General features: G+C 74.2%; 13 protein-coding genes. 6 read left to right on the forward strand and 7 right to left on the reverse strand.

Annotated elements, in window-relative coordinates; genetic code table 11:
* Window positions 1–21 precede the first annotated feature (21 nt).
* A complete protein-coding gene (locus ACGFZL_RS09510) occupies window positions 22–657 on the reverse strand; it encodes a TetR family transcriptional regulator (protein WP_393690310.1) in 636 nt (211 codons plus the stop codon).
* A gap of 130 nt (window positions 658–787) precedes the next feature.
* Here ACGFZL_RS09510 and ACGFZL_RS09515 point away from each other — a divergent pair, with 130 nt between their 5' ends.
* Window positions 788–2,014, forward strand: coding sequence for an acyl-CoA dehydrogenase family protein (locus tag ACGFZL_RS09515; protein WP_393690311.1), 1,227 nt, complete (start codon window positions 788–790; stop codon window positions 2,012–2,014).
* 280 nt (window positions 2,015–2,294) lie between these two features.
* Here the strand turns inward: ACGFZL_RS09515 and ACGFZL_RS09520 are convergent, their stop codons facing one another.
* The 6 genes from ACGFZL_RS09520 to ACGFZL_RS09545 form a co-directional block, all read right to left on the reverse strand.
* The gene (locus tag ACGFZL_RS09520) at window positions 2,295–3,500 is read right to left on the reverse strand and encodes a cytochrome P450 (protein ID WP_393690312.1); all 1,206 of its coding nucleotides are present in this window, start codon (window positions 3,498–3,500) and stop codon (window positions 2,295–2,297) included.
* Window positions 3,501–3,555: 55 nt separating this feature from the next.
* Window positions 3,556–3,789 (reverse strand): DUF6213 family protein, encoded by a 234-nt coding sequence (locus ACGFZL_RS09525; RefSeq protein ID WP_355175734.1) that lies wholly within the window; start codon window positions 3,787–3,789, stop codon window positions 3,556–3,558.
* Between the two features lie 25 nt (window positions 3,790–3,814).
* Complete coding sequence (locus ACGFZL_RS09530) at window positions 3,815–5,200, reverse strand: NADP-dependent succinic semialdehyde dehydrogenase (protein ID WP_393690313.1); 1,386 nt, start codon at window positions 5,198–5,200, stop codon at window positions 3,815–3,817.
* 65 nt (window positions 5,201–5,265) lie between these two features.
* The gene (locus ACGFZL_RS09535) at window positions 5,266–5,724 is read right to left on the reverse strand and encodes an NUDIX domain-containing protein (RefSeq protein WP_355175732.1); all 459 of its coding nucleotides are present in this window, start codon (window positions 5,722–5,724) and stop codon (window positions 5,266–5,268) included.
* Window positions 5,721–7,259: an ATP-dependent DNA ligase gene (locus ACGFZL_RS09540; RefSeq protein ID WP_393690314.1), complete on the reverse strand. Its 1,539-nt coding sequence runs from the start codon at window positions 7,257–7,259 to the stop codon at window positions 5,721–5,723. The genes ACGFZL_RS09535 and ACGFZL_RS09540 overlap by 4 nt, the downstream gene beginning before the upstream one ends.
* Window positions 7,260–7,456: 197 nt before the next feature.
* Window positions 7,457–8,413, reverse strand: a complete 957-nt coding sequence (locus ACGFZL_RS09545; protein ID WP_393690315.1) for an NAD(P)/FAD-dependent oxidoreductase — start codon at window positions 8,411–8,413, stop codon at window positions 7,457–7,459.
* 172 nt (window positions 8,414–8,585) lie between these two features.
* On the opposite strand from ACGFZL_RS09545, the gene ACGFZL_RS09550 reads away from it, so the two are divergent.
* The 5 genes from ACGFZL_RS09550 to ACGFZL_RS09570 all read left to right on the forward strand — a co-directional run bounded on the left by ACGFZL_RS09550 (window position 8,586) and on the right by ACGFZL_RS09570 (window position 13,178).
* Entirely contained in the window at window positions 8,586–9,563 is a 978-nt protein-coding gene (locus ACGFZL_RS09550) for an NADPH:quinone oxidoreductase family protein (protein WP_393690316.1), read from the forward strand.
* On the forward strand, window positions 9,560–10,741 hold the full coding sequence (locus ACGFZL_RS09555) for an acyl-CoA dehydrogenase family protein (RefSeq protein WP_393690317.1): 1,182 nt from the start codon (window positions 9,560–9,562) through the stop codon (window positions 10,739–10,741). The genes ACGFZL_RS09550 and ACGFZL_RS09555 overlap by 4 nt, the downstream gene beginning before the upstream one ends.
* Window positions 10,738–11,811, forward strand: coding sequence for an acyl-CoA dehydrogenase family protein (locus tag ACGFZL_RS09560; protein ID WP_393690318.1), 1,074 nt, complete (start codon window positions 10,738–10,740; stop codon window positions 11,809–11,811). The genes ACGFZL_RS09555 and ACGFZL_RS09560 overlap by 4 nt, the downstream gene beginning before the upstream one ends.
* A gap of 179 nt (window positions 11,812–11,990) precedes the next feature.
* The gene (locus ACGFZL_RS09565) at window positions 11,991–12,866 is read left to right on the forward strand and encodes a phosphatidylinositol-specific phospholipase C/glycerophosphodiester phosphodiesterase family protein (protein WP_393690319.1); all 876 of its coding nucleotides are present in this window, start codon (window positions 11,991–11,993) and stop codon (window positions 12,864–12,866) included.
* Between the two features lie 117 nt (window positions 12,867–12,983).
* Window positions 12,984–13,178: a hypothetical protein gene (locus tag ACGFZL_RS09570; protein ID WP_355175725.1), complete on the forward strand. Its 195-nt coding sequence runs from the start codon at window positions 12,984–12,986 to the stop codon at window positions 13,176–13,178.
* Window positions 13,179–13,194 lie beyond the last annotated feature (16 nt).

Consider the following 13,194-nt stretch of genomic DNA (forward strand, 5'->3'; position numbering starts at 1 on the left):
GAACAAGGGTGCTCGGTCCGGTCAGAACCCCGGACCGCCGACCCGGTCGCCGACCGCCGAAAGCCGCCCCCACAGCAGGTCGGTAAGGCTGTGCACCAACTCCTCGCGGGAGCAGGGGCGTTCGCCGAGCCACCAGTCTCCGGCCGCGTGCATCATGCCGACGATGCCGTGGCCCCAGACCCGGGCGAGCCGCCCGCCGGCCGGCCCGAGGTCGAGGCGCTCCTCGATGACCTGGGCCAGCTCCTCGCCCATCCGGCGCAGCAGCGGCGCGGAGTGCCGGCCCACGTCGAAGCCCTGCTCGGCCTGCTCGGCCGGGTGCATCAGGAACCGGTACACCTGCGGGCGGGCCTCGATGGCCGCCAGATAGGTGTCGAGCGTCGACGCCACCCGCTCCCGCCGGTCCGCCGGCGCGTCCAGGGCGGCCCGCAGCGAGGCGAGCAGGGCGTCGGTGTGCCGCTGGGCGAGGGCGGCGTAGAGTCCGCCCTTGTCACCGAAGTGCCGGTACAGGATCGGCTTGGTGATGCCCGCCTCGGCGGCGATGGCGTTCATCGAGGCGTGCGGTCCGTCGCGCAGCACCACCCGGTCGGCGGCCTCGAGGAGCTCCCGCCGGCGGCGCTCGGCGGTCCGCTGCTGATCGGTCCGCTGCGTGGTGTCCATGTGCTCTCCCCGCCTGTGCCTTTCCGGTGCCCCCCGGGCAACGTAACACCCGGCGGTGTTGACTTTCCCTACCGGCCGGTAACACACTGCGGTTACCGCAAGTAACATGTAGGGCGTCACTGGAGGGGACATGGCCGAGTTCACCATGGAGCTGAGCGACGAACAGAAGGAGGTCCGGGACTGGCTGCACGGCTTCGCCGCCGACGTCATCCGTCCCGCCGCCGCCGAATGGGACGAGCGCGAGGAGACTCCCTGGCCGGTCATCCAGGAGGCCGCCAAGGTCGGCATCTACTCCCTCGACTTCTACGCCCAGCAGTACTTCGACGCCACCGGCCTCGGCATACCGATGGCGATGGAGGAGCTGTTCTGGGGCGACGCCGGCATCGCCCTCTCCATCGTCGGCACCGGCCTGGCCGCCGTCGGCGTCCTCGCCAACGGCACCGAGGAGCAGATCGGCACCTGGATCCCGCAGATGTACGGCGACGCGAACGACGTGAAGGTCGCCGCCTTCTGCTCCTCCGAGCCCGACGCCGGCTCCGACGTCGCCTCCATGCGCACCCGCGCCGTCTACGACGAGGCCAAGGACGAGTGGGTGCTGAACGGCACCAAGACCTGGGCGACCAACGGCGGCATCGCCAACGTCCACGTGGTCGTCGCCGTCGTCGACCCGGAGATCGGCTCCAAGGGGCACGCCTCCTTCATCGTGCCGCCGGGTACGCCGGGTCTGTCCCAGGGGCAGAAGTTCAAGAAGCACGGCATCCGCGCCTCGCACACCGCCGAGGTCGTCCTCGACGACGTGCGGGTGCCGGGGTCCTGCCTGCTCGGCGGCAAGGAGAAGCTGGACCAGCGGTTGGCCCGGGCCCGGGAGAAGGCGAAGAAGGGCGGCGAGCGGCTGAAGAACGCGGCGATGGCCACGTTCGAGGCGAGTCGGCCGGCGGTCGGTGCGATGGCGGTCGGGACCGCGCGGGCCGCGTACGAGGTCGCGCTCGAGTACGCCCAGACGCGTGAGCAGTTCGGGCGGCCCATCATCGACAACCAGGGTGTCGCCTTCCAACTCGCCGACATGGCCACGTCCGTCGACGCGGCTCGGTTGCTGGTGTGGCGGGCGTCCTGGATGGCGGTCAACGGCAAGCCGTTCAACGCGGCCGAGGGGTCGATGTCGAAGCTCTTCGCCAGCGAGACGGCGAAGAAGGTCACGGCGCAGGCGGTGCAGATCCTCGGCGGCAACGGGTACACCCGGGAGTACCCGGTGGAGCGGATGCACCGGGACAGCGCGATCTACACGATCTTCGAGGGCACGAGCGAGATCCAGCGCCTGGTCATCGCCCGCACCTTGTCGGGCATGCCGATCCGCTAGCGCGGGCTGGGCGATGTCGTCGGCTGCGGGTGCGTCGTGGCTGGTCGCGCAGTTCCCCGCGCCCCTGGGTCCGCTGGGCTGAGGGCCGTCTGCCGGGTGCGGGTGCGTCGTGGCTGGTCGCGCAGTTCCCCGCGCCCCTAGGGGGTTGCAGACGCGCCAGCTGCAACCGAGCCGCACCTGCCTACCCCCCGCCCCAGCTGCGGGCAGTCGTGCCGCTGGGGCGGCACGGGTGGGCGCAGCGGCACCCCGTCGCGCCGGGGTGCGCCACGCCCCTACGGCGTCACCAGGTGACGGGCAGCGCCTCCGGGCCGCGGATCAGGGTGCCCCGCTTGAACGGCACCTGCTCCGGGGGCACCGCCAACTTCAGGCCCGGTACCCGGTCGAGCAGGGTGTCCAGGAGTACGGCCGTCTCCAGGCGGGACAGCGTGCCGCCGGGGCAGTGGTGGGGGCCCGAGCCGAAGGACAGGTGGGGGCGGGGGTCCCGGGTGAAGTCGATCGTGTCGGGGGCCGGGAAGACCGACGGGTCGCGGTTGGCGGCCAGGTACGACACGTACACCGCCTCGCCCGCCCGGATCTCCACGCCGCCGATCGACACGTCGGCGAGGGCGATCCGGGACAGCCCCACCGCGTTGCGGTGCGGGATCCAGCGCAGCAGCTCCTCGACCGCGCGGGGCCGCAGCCCCGGCTCGGAGCGCAGGCGTTCGGCCAGCTCGGGGCGGGACAGGAGCAGGAAGCACAGCTGGCCGGTGTTGTCGGTGACGGCCGCGCCGCCGATCTGGAGCAGCACCGCGAGGCCGACCGCCTCCTCCAGGCCGATCTCGTCCCGGCCGACCGCCGCGCCGAGCAGTGAGGCGAGGTCCTCGCCGGCGCTGTCGGAGCGCAGGCCGATCAGGTCGCCGAGATAGTCGGTCAGCTCCCGCCGGGCCCGCTCGGAGGTCTCCCCGTCGTGCGCCCGCGAGAGCAGCAGCCGGGTCCAGGCGCGCACCCGGTCGTGGTCGGCGGCCGGCACGCCCATCACCTCGGTGGCCACGGCGGCCGGGAACGGGCCGAGCACCGCCTCGGTGAGATCGGCCGGCGGCCCCTGGGCGAGCATCCCGTCCACCAGCGCCCCCGCCGCCGCCCGGGCCCGCTCGCGCACCCGCTCCACACCCCGCGCCGAGAGGGCGGGGGCCATCACCCGACGCAGCCGGGTGTGTTCGGGCGGGTCGAGGAAGCCCACCGCACCGCGCGCCGGGACGAAGTGCCGGGCGAGCCGGGTCACCTGGCGGTCCGCCACCGCCGCCCGCCCGAAGCGGGCGTCGTTCGTGACCCGCCGCACCTCCTCGTACCGGGTCACCAGCCAGGCCCAGCCCTCGCCGTCGGGGAGCGAGACCCGCTGCGGCGGACCCTCGCGCATCAGAGCGGCCAGGACCGGGTCGAAGTCGGTGCCGGGCAGGTCGGCGGCCGGCCAGTCCCGGACCGGCGGCAGGGCCCGCTCCCTCGTCATGTCGTCCACGATCACCCACGCCGGCGGCGATCTCGCGTCGTGCTGCTCCGTTCGGTCAGGGGCGGTCGCTGCTGTGCGCGATGCAGGCCACGTCGATCCGGTCGGCCAGTTTGGCCAGCTCGATGGTGAGCGCGGCGACGGTGTCCTCGTCCAGCCGCTCCTCGCCGCTCTCCACCAGCCGCAGCCACCGCCCGCCCACCGTGCGCAGCAGCTTGCTCACGTCGGCCGCGGCGACCTGGAGGACACCGCGGTCGTCGACGATCAGGGGCAGGGTCACTTCGCGGTTCACAACGGGGATCGTAGTCGCGGACGGCTCACGCCCCGTGCCATACGGTGGTGATGTTGCAGAACTCCCGGATTCCGTGCCCGGACAGCTCACGGCCGTAACCGGAGCGCTTCACCCCGCCGAACGGGAACGCCGGGTGGGAGGCGGTCATGCCGTTGACGTACACGCCGCCGGCCTCCAGGTCCCTTACGAAGCGGTCCACTTCGGCGTCGTCGCGGGTGAAGACGTTGGAACTGAGCCCGAAGTCGCTGTCGTTGGCGATCAGCACCGCCTCGTCCAGGTCGGCCGCCCGGTACAGCGTGGCGACCGGGCCGAACGCCTCCTCGCGGTGGATGCGCATCTCGCGGGTGATGCCGGCCAGGACGGTCGGCGGGTAGTACCAGCCGGGCCCGTCGGGGCGCTCGCCGCCGCACAGCACCTCGGCGCCGGACCGCACCGCGTCGTCCACCAGCTCGGTCACGTCCGTCAGGCCCTGCTCGCTGGAGAGCGGGCCGACGTCGGTGTCCTCGTCCAGCGGGTCGCCGACGCGCAGCGCCTCCATGCCGGCGGTGAAGCGCTCGGCGAAGGCGTCGTAGACGTCGGTGTGCACGATGAACCGCTTGGCGGCGATGCAGGACTGCCCGGCGTTCTGCACCCGCGCGGTCACCGCGACCTCCGCCGCCCGGTCCAGGTCGGCCGACGGCATCACGATGAACGGGTCGCTGCCGCCCAGTTCGAGCACCGTCTTCTTGATCATCTCGCCGGCGGTGGAGGCGACCGCGCGGCCGGCCGGCTCGCTGCCGGTCAGGGTGGCCGCCCGCACCCGCTCGTCGCGCAGGATCTCGTCGACGGCCCCGGAGCCGACCAGCAGGGTCTGGAAGCAGCCCTCGGGGAAGCCCGCCCGGTGGAAGAGGTCCTCCAGGTACAGGGCGGTCTGCGGCACGTTCGAGGCGTGCTTGAGCAGGCCCACGTTGCCCGCCATCAGCGCCGGCGCGGCGAAGCGGACCACCTGCCAGAGCGGGAAGTTCCACGGCATCACGGCGAGCACCGGACCGAGCGGCCGGTAGCGCACCAGGGCCCGGGAGGCGCCGGAGTCCTTCACGTCGGCCTCGGCGGGCTCCTCGTCGGCGAGCAGGTCGGCGGCGTGCTCGGCGTACCAGCGCATGGTCTTCGCGCACTTCAGGGCCTCGGCGCGGGCCTGCTTGACCGGCTTGCCCATCTCCAGGGTGATGACCCGGCCGATCTCCTCCGCGTCCTCCTCCAGGAGGTCGGCGGCGCGGCGCAGCAGCCCGGCGCGCTCCTCGAACGTCGTCGTCCGGTACGTGCGGAAGGTGGCCTCCGCGAGCTGGAGCCGGCGCTCGATCTCCTCCTCGCCCATGGCCTCGTACGTCCGCAGCGTCTCGCCGTTCGCCGGGTTCACCGTCGCGATGGCCATGGCCGACCTCCGTGTCGCTCGTTCGTGTGCTCGATCCGGGGCCCCGGCGGCTCGGCCCGGTCCCGTCAGTGCGAGTGCTCAGCCAGGCGGTCGAGAAACGCCGTCTGCGCCCGGACGATGACGCCGCGCGCCCGCTCCACCGCGAACCAGGCGACCTGGTCCAGCTCCGGGAACTCCTCGATATGCCCGGAGCGCGGCGGCCACTCCATGCGGAATGTGCCCGGCACGACCGTCGCGGGGTCGAGGTCGGCCTCCACCGCCCACGCCGTGACCACCTTGCCGCCGGCCTGCCGGACCTCACCGAGCGGCACGGCCTCGCCGTCCGGCGGCGGCAGCCCCAGCTCCTCCTGGAACTCGCGCCGGGCGGCGTCCCAGGCCGGCTCCTCGGGGTCGTACTCGCCCTTCGGTATGGTCCACGCGCCGGCCTGGCGGCGGGCGTAGAAGGGGCCGCCCATGTGCCCGAGCAGCACCTCGGGACCCTGGGCGGTGGGGCGGTGCAGCAGCAGCCCCGCGCTGCGTCTCACGGGGCCACCCCGGGGTGGGCGGCGAGCAGTGTCTCCACGGTGTCCGCCTCCTGCGGCCGCTTGTCCTCGCGGTAGCGCACCACGCGGGCGAAGCGCAGGGTGACGCCGGCCGGGTCGCGGGTGGACCGCTGGAGGCCGTCGTAGGCGATCTCGACCACGAGTTCGGGGCGCACGGTCACCGTGTACCCGCTCTCGGCCGTCGCCAGCTCCCGCAGCCGCTCGGTCTGCCAGGCGAGCATCGCGTCGGTCATGCCCTTGAAGGTCTTGCCGAGCATGACGAAGGTGCCGTCGGCGGCGCGGGCGCCCAGATGCAGGTTGGACAGCTTGCCGGTGCGGCGGCCGTGGCCCCACTCGGCGGCCAGGACGACCAGGTCGAGGGTGTGCACGGGCTTCACCTTCAGCCAGGACGCGCCGCGCCGCCCCGCGCTGTAGCCGGCGTCCAGTCCCTTGACGACCACGCCCTCGTGGCCGCGCTCCAGCGTCGCGGCGAGGAAGGCCTCGGCGGCGGGCAGGTCGGCCTCGCCGCCCACCAGGGCCCGGCGCACCCGCGTCGGCTCCGGCACCAGCGCGGCCAACTCCGCGTGCCGCTCGGTCAGCGGCAGGTCGAGCAGGTCGCGGTCGCCGGCGGACAGCACGTCGAAGAAGACGACGGAGACCGGCACGGTGCGCGCCGCCGCCGCCACGTCGGTGCGGGAGCCGACCCGTCCGGCCGTCTCCTGGAAGGAGCGCGGGCGCCCCTCCGCGTCGAAGGAGATCACCTCGCCGTCCAGCACGAACCGCTCACCCGGCAGCTCCCGCGCGGCGGCGGTGACCTCGGGCAGCCGGTCGGTGATGTCGTCCAGGGTGCGGGTGTACACGCCGACGCTGTCGCCGTCCCGGTGCACCTGCACCCGGATGCCGTCCAGCTTCTCCTCCACCGCGCAGGCGCCCAGTTTGCCGACCGCCTCGGCGACGGAGGACGCGGAGTGCGCCAGCATCGGCAGCACGGGGCGCCCCACGGTGAGCCGGAACCGTGCGAGGGCCTCGGGCCCGTCGGCCAGCAGCGCCTCGGCCACGGCCTGCAGCGACCCGGCGAGCATCACCGCGCGCCGCACCGCGGCCGGCTCGGCGCCGGTCGCGCCCGCCAGCCCCTCCACGGCGACCGCCTCCAGGGCACCCTGGCGGACCTCGCCGGTCAGCAGCCCGACGAGGAAGCGCTGCTCGTCCTCGGTGGCCGCGCCCATCAGCTCCCCGACCAGCCGCGCCCGCTCGGCCTGCGACCCGGCGCCGGAGACGCCGGCCAGCGCACCGAGCCGTGCGTCCACCTCCCGCACGCTCAGCGTCGCCTCCCCGGCCGGCGCCACCTCCCGGCCCAGGACCTTCCACCCGACCCCGATGCGCCCCTGCGGCAGCCGCCCCGCCAGATACGGAATGACCACCGGCACGTCGTCCGGCTCCGCCTCCCGGAACAACTCCGCGAGCAACGCGATCTTCCGGGACCGCGCCGAGGCGGCGCCGACCTCCCGAGACACCTGAGCCAGCCGGGCAAGCAGCATGCAGTCAGGGTGCACCGTGAGGGGGTGGGTCACACCTGGAAAAAGCCAGGTTTCGGCACGCGAACGCACGACTGCCCGCAGCGGCGGCGGGGCCGAGCGGCCGACGTGACCGCATGCCCCAGGGGCGCGGGGAACTGCGCGACCAGCCACGACGCACCCGCACCCGGGGAACGACCCGCAGCCCCCCCCCGCACGCCTCACCGCCGCGGACGCGAACCCGCGTCCAGGTCCGCCATCAGCAGGTCCCCGACGATCGCCGCCGCCGCCCGATACCCCCCGCTCGCCGCGTGAATCACCTGCTCGCCGAAGCCCATCGCGTTACCGGCCGTCCACACCCCCGGCACGCTCGTGCGACCGGTCGCGTCCACCACCGGATACGCCCCGAACGGCGTCGACTCCAACGAGGCCCCCAGCCGCTCCATCAGCCCCGTCCCCGGCACCGCGCGCGGCGCGCAGAACAGCACCTCCCGGTCGTGGACCGACCCGTCGGCCAGCCGGACCCCGGTGAGCCGGTCCGACGAGACCCGCAACCCGGCAACGAGACCCGGCACCACCTTCACCCCCGCCGTGGCCAGCCGCCGCAGGTCCTCGTCGGACAGCTCCTCCTCACCGACCGTGTGCAGGAAGAGCGTCACGTCGTCGGACCACCCGGACACCATCAGCGCCTGGTGCACACTGAGCACCCCCGTCGCCAGCACACCGAAGGCGCGGTCACGAACCTCCCAGCCGTGGCAGAACGGGCAGTGCAGCACATCCCGCCCGAACCGCTCGGCGACCCCCGGCACCTCGGGCAGCTCGTCCACGAGGCCGGTGGCGACGATCAGCCGCCGCGCCCGCACGGTCCGGCCGCCGGCCAGCACCACGGCGAAGTCCTCGCCCCGGGTGACGTCCACCGCCCGGTCCTGGACCAGTTCGACGCCGTACCGCGCGATCTCGGCCCGCCCGGCCGCCAGGAACTCCGCCGGCGGCATGCCGTCCCGGGTCAGATACCCCTGCATGTGCGCGGCCGGCGCGTTGCGCGGCTCGCCCGCGTCGACGACCAGGGTGCGCAGCCGCGCCCGGCCGAGCACGAGCGCCGCCGACAGCCCGGCCGCACCGCCCCCGACGACGATCACGTCATAGGTCTCGTCCGCTGCACGGTGTTCAACGGTCATGGGGACCACCTCCACCACGAAGGTGCCCCGGATACTGCGCAAACGACAAAGGCAGTTGCCGATTCGGCAAGTCGCGCCCGACGCGACCCCGCCAAGCCATTCCCTCCCTGGCAAGCGACCGCTTAGTATGCGAGGGACCCGGTCCGACCGACCCCCGCACGGAGGCCCCCGCATGCAGGCATGGCAGGTGCACGAGAACGGCGAGCCGAGCGAGGTGATGCGTCTCGCGGACGTGGCGCCCCCGGTGCCCGGCGACGGCCAGGTCCTGCTGAGGGTCCGCGCCGCGAACATCAACTTCCCCGACGCCCTGCTCTGCCGGGGCCAGTACCAGGTCAGGCCGCCGCTGCCATTCACACCCGGCGTGGAGGTGTGCGGCGAGACGGCGGACGGCCGCCGCGTCCTCGCCACCCCCGCCCTGCCCCACGGCGGATTCGCCGAATACACCCTGGCCGACGAGGCCGCCCTGCTGCCCGCCCCGGACACCCTCGACGACGCCGAGGCCGCCGCCCTGCACATCGGCTACCAGACCGGCTGGTTCGGCCTGCACCGCCGGGCCCGCATCGAGGCCGGCGAGACGCTGCTGGTGCACGCCGCCGCCGGCGGGGTCGGCAGCGCCGCCGTGCAGCTCGGCAAGGCGGCCGGCGCCCGGGTGATCGGCGTCGTCGGCGGCGCCGAGAAGGCCGCCGTCGCCCGGGAGCTGGGCTGCGACGTGGTGGTCGACCGGCGCGCCGAGGGCGTCGTCGCCGCCGTCAAGGAGGCCACCGGCGGCCGGGGCGCCGACGTGGTCTACGACCCCGTGGGCGGGGACGCGTACACGCAGTCCGCCAAGACCGTCGCCTTCGAGGGGCGCATCGTCGTCGTCGGCTTCGCGAGCGGCAGCATCCCCAGCCCGGCCCTCAACCACGCGCTGGTGAAGAACTACACGATCCTCGGCCTGCACTGGGGCCTGTACAGCACCAAGAACCCGCGCCTCGTCGCCCACTGCCACGAGCAGCTCACCGACCTGGCCGCCCGCGGCGCGATCAAGCCGCTGGTGAGCGAGCGGGTGCCGCTCGACGGGGCGGCCGACGCGGTCCAGCGCGTGGCCGACGGCGTGACCGCCGGCCGGGTGGCCGTCATCCCCGAGCCGGAGAAGGGAATCGCCGCATGACCGGCGCCGACGAACTGCGCGACCTCACCCGGAAGTTGCTCGCCGACCATCCGCCGGCGAGCACCGACCGGCTCGACTTCCTGCGCGCCCGCTTCGACGCCGGGCTCGCCTGGGTGCACTACCCCGAGGGCCTCGGCGGACTCGGCGCGCCCCGCGCCCTGCAGGCCGTCGTGGACGCCGAACTCGCCGCGGCCGGCGCCCCCGACAACGACCCCCGCCGCATCGGCATCGGCCTCGGCATGGCCGCCCCCACCGTCCTCCAGTACGGCACCGAGGAGCAGAAGCAGCGGCTGCTGCGCCCGCTGTGGACCGGCGAGGAGGTGTGGTGCCAGCTGTTCAGCGAGCCCGGCGCCGGCTCCGACCTGGCCGCGCTCGGCACCCGGGCCGTACGGGACGGCGAGGACTGGGTGGTGGACGGGCAGAAGGTGTGGACCTCAAGCGCCCACCTCGCCCGCTGGGCCATCCTCATCGCCCGCACCGACCCCGAGCAGCCCAAGCACCGCGGCATCACCTACTTCGTCTGCGACATGACCGACCCCGGCGTCGAGGTCCGCCCGCTGCGCCAGATCACCGGCGAGGCCGAGTTCAACGAGGTCTTCCTCACCGCCGTCCGCATCCCCGACTCCCGCCGCCTCGGCGAGGTCGGCGACGGCTGGCGGGTCGCGCAGACCACGCTCAACAACGAGCGCGTCGCCATCGGCGGCACCCCGGTCCCGCGCGAGGGCGGCATGATCGGCAAGGCCGCCGCCACCTGGCGCGAACGCCCTGAGCTGCGCACCCACGACCTGCACCAGCGCCTGCTCGGCCTGTGGGTGGAGGCCGAGGTGGCCAGGCTCACCGGCGTCCGGCTGCGCCAGCAGCTCGCGGCGGGCCAGCCCGGGCCCGAGGGCGCCGGCATGAAGCTCGAATTCGCCCGCCTCAACCAGGAGATCAGCTCCCTGGAGGTGGAACTCCTCGGCGAGGAGGGGCTGCTGTACGACGACTGGACGCTGCGCCGCCCGGAACTGGTCGACTTCACCGGCCGCGACGCCGGCTACCGCTACCTGCGCGCCAAGGGCAACAGCATCGAGGGCGGCACCAGCGAGGTGCTGCTCAACATCGTCGCCGAGCGCGTCCTCGGGCTGCCCGCCGAGCCGCGCACCGACAAGGACGTCGCCTGGAAGGACCTGGCCCGATGACCGACCTGCTCTACTCCGAGGAGGAGGACGCGCTGCGGGCCGCCGTCCGCGACCTGCTCACCGACCACTGCGCCGCCGCCGACGTCATCGCCCGCGCGGAGTCGGACACCCCGCACGACGTGCCGCTGTGGAAGTCCCTCGCCGCCGGCATGGGCCTGGCCGGCCTGCTGGTGCCCGAGGATCTCGGCGGCCAGGGCGCCACGCACCGCGAGGCCGCGGTCGTCCTGGAGGAGCTGGGCCGCGCGGTCGCACCGGTGCCCTACCTGACCAGCGCCGTCGTCGCCACCGAGGCCCTCCTCGAGTGCGGCGCCGAGGAACTGCTCGCCGACCTCGCCTCGGCGACATCGGTCGGCGTCCTCGCCGTCGGCCTGCACATCGCGCCAGGGGCCGCCTTCCCGGTCGTACGCCTCGAAGACGGTGCACTGAGCGGTGAGTTGACCGGGATCGCGGACGCGCCGGTCGCCGACGTCCTCCTCGTGCCCGCCGACGACGGCGGCCTCTACGCAGTCCCCTCCTCCGCCGCGACGATCACTCCGCAGGTCTCCCTGGACCTCACCCGCCCGCTGGCCCGGGTCCGCCTGGACGGCGCGTCGGGACATCGGCTCGGCGACGCGGACCCCGCCGTGCGCCGCGCCCTGCGGGCCGGCGCCGGACTGCTGGCCTCCGAGCAACTCGGCGCCGCCGACTGGCTGCTGACCGAGACGGTCCGCTATCTGAAGGAGCGCCGCCAGTTCAACCGCCAGGTCGGCGGCTTCCAGGCGCTCAAGCACCGCCTGGCCCGGCTCTGGCTGGAGGTCGCCGGCCTGCGCGCCGCCGCCCGCAACGCCGCCGACGCCCTCACCACCGGCACGGACGCGGACACGGCGGTCGCCGTCGCCCAGGCGTACGCCGCCCAGGTGGCCGTGCACGCCGCCGAGGAGGCGGTGCAGCTGCACGGCGGGATCGGCATGACCTGGGAGCACCCGGCCCACCTGTACCTCAAGCGGGCCAAGGCCGACGCCCTCGCCTACGGCACGGCGGGCGCCCACCGCGCGGCGCTGGCCGGCCTGGCGGACCTGCCCGCGCCCTGACCCGCACCCCGTGCCACATCCGACGGCCCGTCTCCGAGCAGGGGGCGGGCCGTCCGGCGTGCCACCCAGGTGAACGCGTGCGGGCGATCCGGCCAACACCCGCTCGCCGCAGGGCCCTTGCCCGCCCCGGGACCCCATACTCACTGGCGTCCCGTACGGCACCTCCAGGGAGGCAGAGCATGGCCCTCAGCACCCGGCGCACCGCCCTCACCACCCTCGGCACCGCCCTCGCGGGCGCGATCGTGCTCCCCGCCGCCCCGGCGCTGGCGAGCGAGAACCGGCACTCGGAAGGCCACCGCCCCCGCCCCCTGTGGCGCGCCCACGCCCACAACGACTACGAGCACCCGCGCCCCCTCCTCGACGCCCTCGACCACCGCTTCGGCAGCGTCGAGGCCGACATCTATTTGGTCGACGGCGCCCTCCTGGTCGCCCACGCCCCCGCCGACCTCGACCCGGCCCGCACCCTCGAGGCCCTCTACCTCGACCCGCTCGCCGCCCGCGTGCGCGCCAACGGCGGCCGGGTGTACCGGGGTGAAACCCACGCTCTCCAGCTCTTGGTCGACATCAAGACCGAGGGCGCCGCGACCTACCGCGAACTGGACCGACGGCTGCGCGGCTACCGGCACCTGTTCACCGCCTACCGCCACGGCCGCGTCGTCCCCGGCCCCGTCACCGCCGTGGTCTCCGGCGACCGGGCCGCCCGCGAGCCGCTGGCCGCACAGCACACCCGCAGCGCCTTCTACGACGGCCGCCTCACCGACCTCGGCACCTCGGCGCCCGCCTCCCTCATTCCGCTGATCAGCGACAACTGGACCCTCAACTTCACCTGGCAGGGCGTCGGCGCCTTCCCCGCGGCCGAGCGGCGCAGACTGCGCGACCTGGTCGCCGCCGCGCACGCCCGCCGGCAGCGGGTGCGGTTCTGGGCGACGCCCGACACCCCGGGCCCCGCCCGCGACGCCGTGTGGAGCGAACTGCTCGCCGCCGGCGTGGACCACCTCAACACCGACGACCTGACGGGCCTGGAGGCATTCCTCGACGCCCGCCGCGGCGGATAGCCGGGACCGGCGGGACACCACACGTTCGGCGGACAGCCCAGCCGCCCGGACGAACCCTCCGCTACGCCACACTTGCGGCCGAACGCCGCGAAGCGGACGTGGCGGAGGAGGTTGACGATGGCCGTTTCCATCTCTGTGGTGCTGTTGCTGTCGGTCCTGGCGGTGATCTTCCTGCGCAGTGGGGGGCTCAAGGTCTCGCACGCGCTGGTCTGCCTGCTGCTCGGCTTCTACCTGGCCGGCACCAGCATGGCCCCGACCATCAACAGCGGGCTCACCGCCACCGCGGACATCGTCGGCAGCCTCAGACCCTGACGGACTCCGGCTGACC

This window comes from Streptomyces sp. NPDC048182 (assembly GCF_043202555.1).
Lineage (GTDB): Bacteria > Actinomycetota > Actinomycetes > Streptomycetales > Streptomycetaceae > Streptomyces.

Coding starts and splice junctions, on each gene's coding strand:
- ACGFZL_RS09510 (WP_393690310.1), bottom strand. CDS start 657: ATGGACACCACGCAGCGGACCGATCAGCAGCGGACCGCCGAGCGCCGC.
- ACGFZL_RS09515 (WP_393690311.1), top strand. CDS start 788: ATGGCCGAGTTCACCATGGAGCTGAGCGACGAACAGAAGGAGGTCCGG.
- ACGFZL_RS09520 (WP_393690312.1), bottom strand. CDS start 3,500: ATGACGAGGGAGCGGGCCCTGCCGCCGGTCCGGGACTGGCCGGCCGCC.
- ACGFZL_RS09530 (WP_393690313.1), bottom strand. CDS start 5,200: ATGGCCATCGCGACGGTGAACCCGGCGAACGGCGAGACGCTGCGGACG.
- ACGFZL_RS09540 (WP_393690314.1), bottom strand. CDS start 7,259: ATGCTGCTTGCCCGGCTGGCTCAGGTGTCTCGGGAGGTCGGCGCCGCC.
- ACGFZL_RS09545 (WP_393690315.1), bottom strand. CDS start 8,413: ATGACCGTTGAACACCGTGCAGCGGACGAGACCTATGACGTGATCGTC.
- ACGFZL_RS09550 (WP_393690316.1), top strand. CDS start 8,586: ATGCAGGCATGGCAGGTGCACGAGAACGGCGAGCCGAGCGAGGTGATG.
- ACGFZL_RS09555 (WP_393690317.1), top strand. CDS start 9,560: ATGACCGGCGCCGACGAACTGCGCGACCTCACCCGGAAGTTGCTCGCC.
- ACGFZL_RS09560 (WP_393690318.1), top strand. CDS start 10,738: ATGACCGACCTGCTCTACTCCGAGGAGGAGGACGCGCTGCGGGCCGCC.
- ACGFZL_RS09565 (WP_393690319.1), top strand. CDS start 11,991: ATGGCCCTCAGCACCCGGCGCACCGCCCTCACCACCCTCGGCACCGCC.
- ACGFZL_RS09570 (WP_355175725.1), top strand. CDS start 12,984: ATGGCCGTTTCCATCTCTGTGGTGCTGTTGCTGTCGGTCCTGGCGGTG.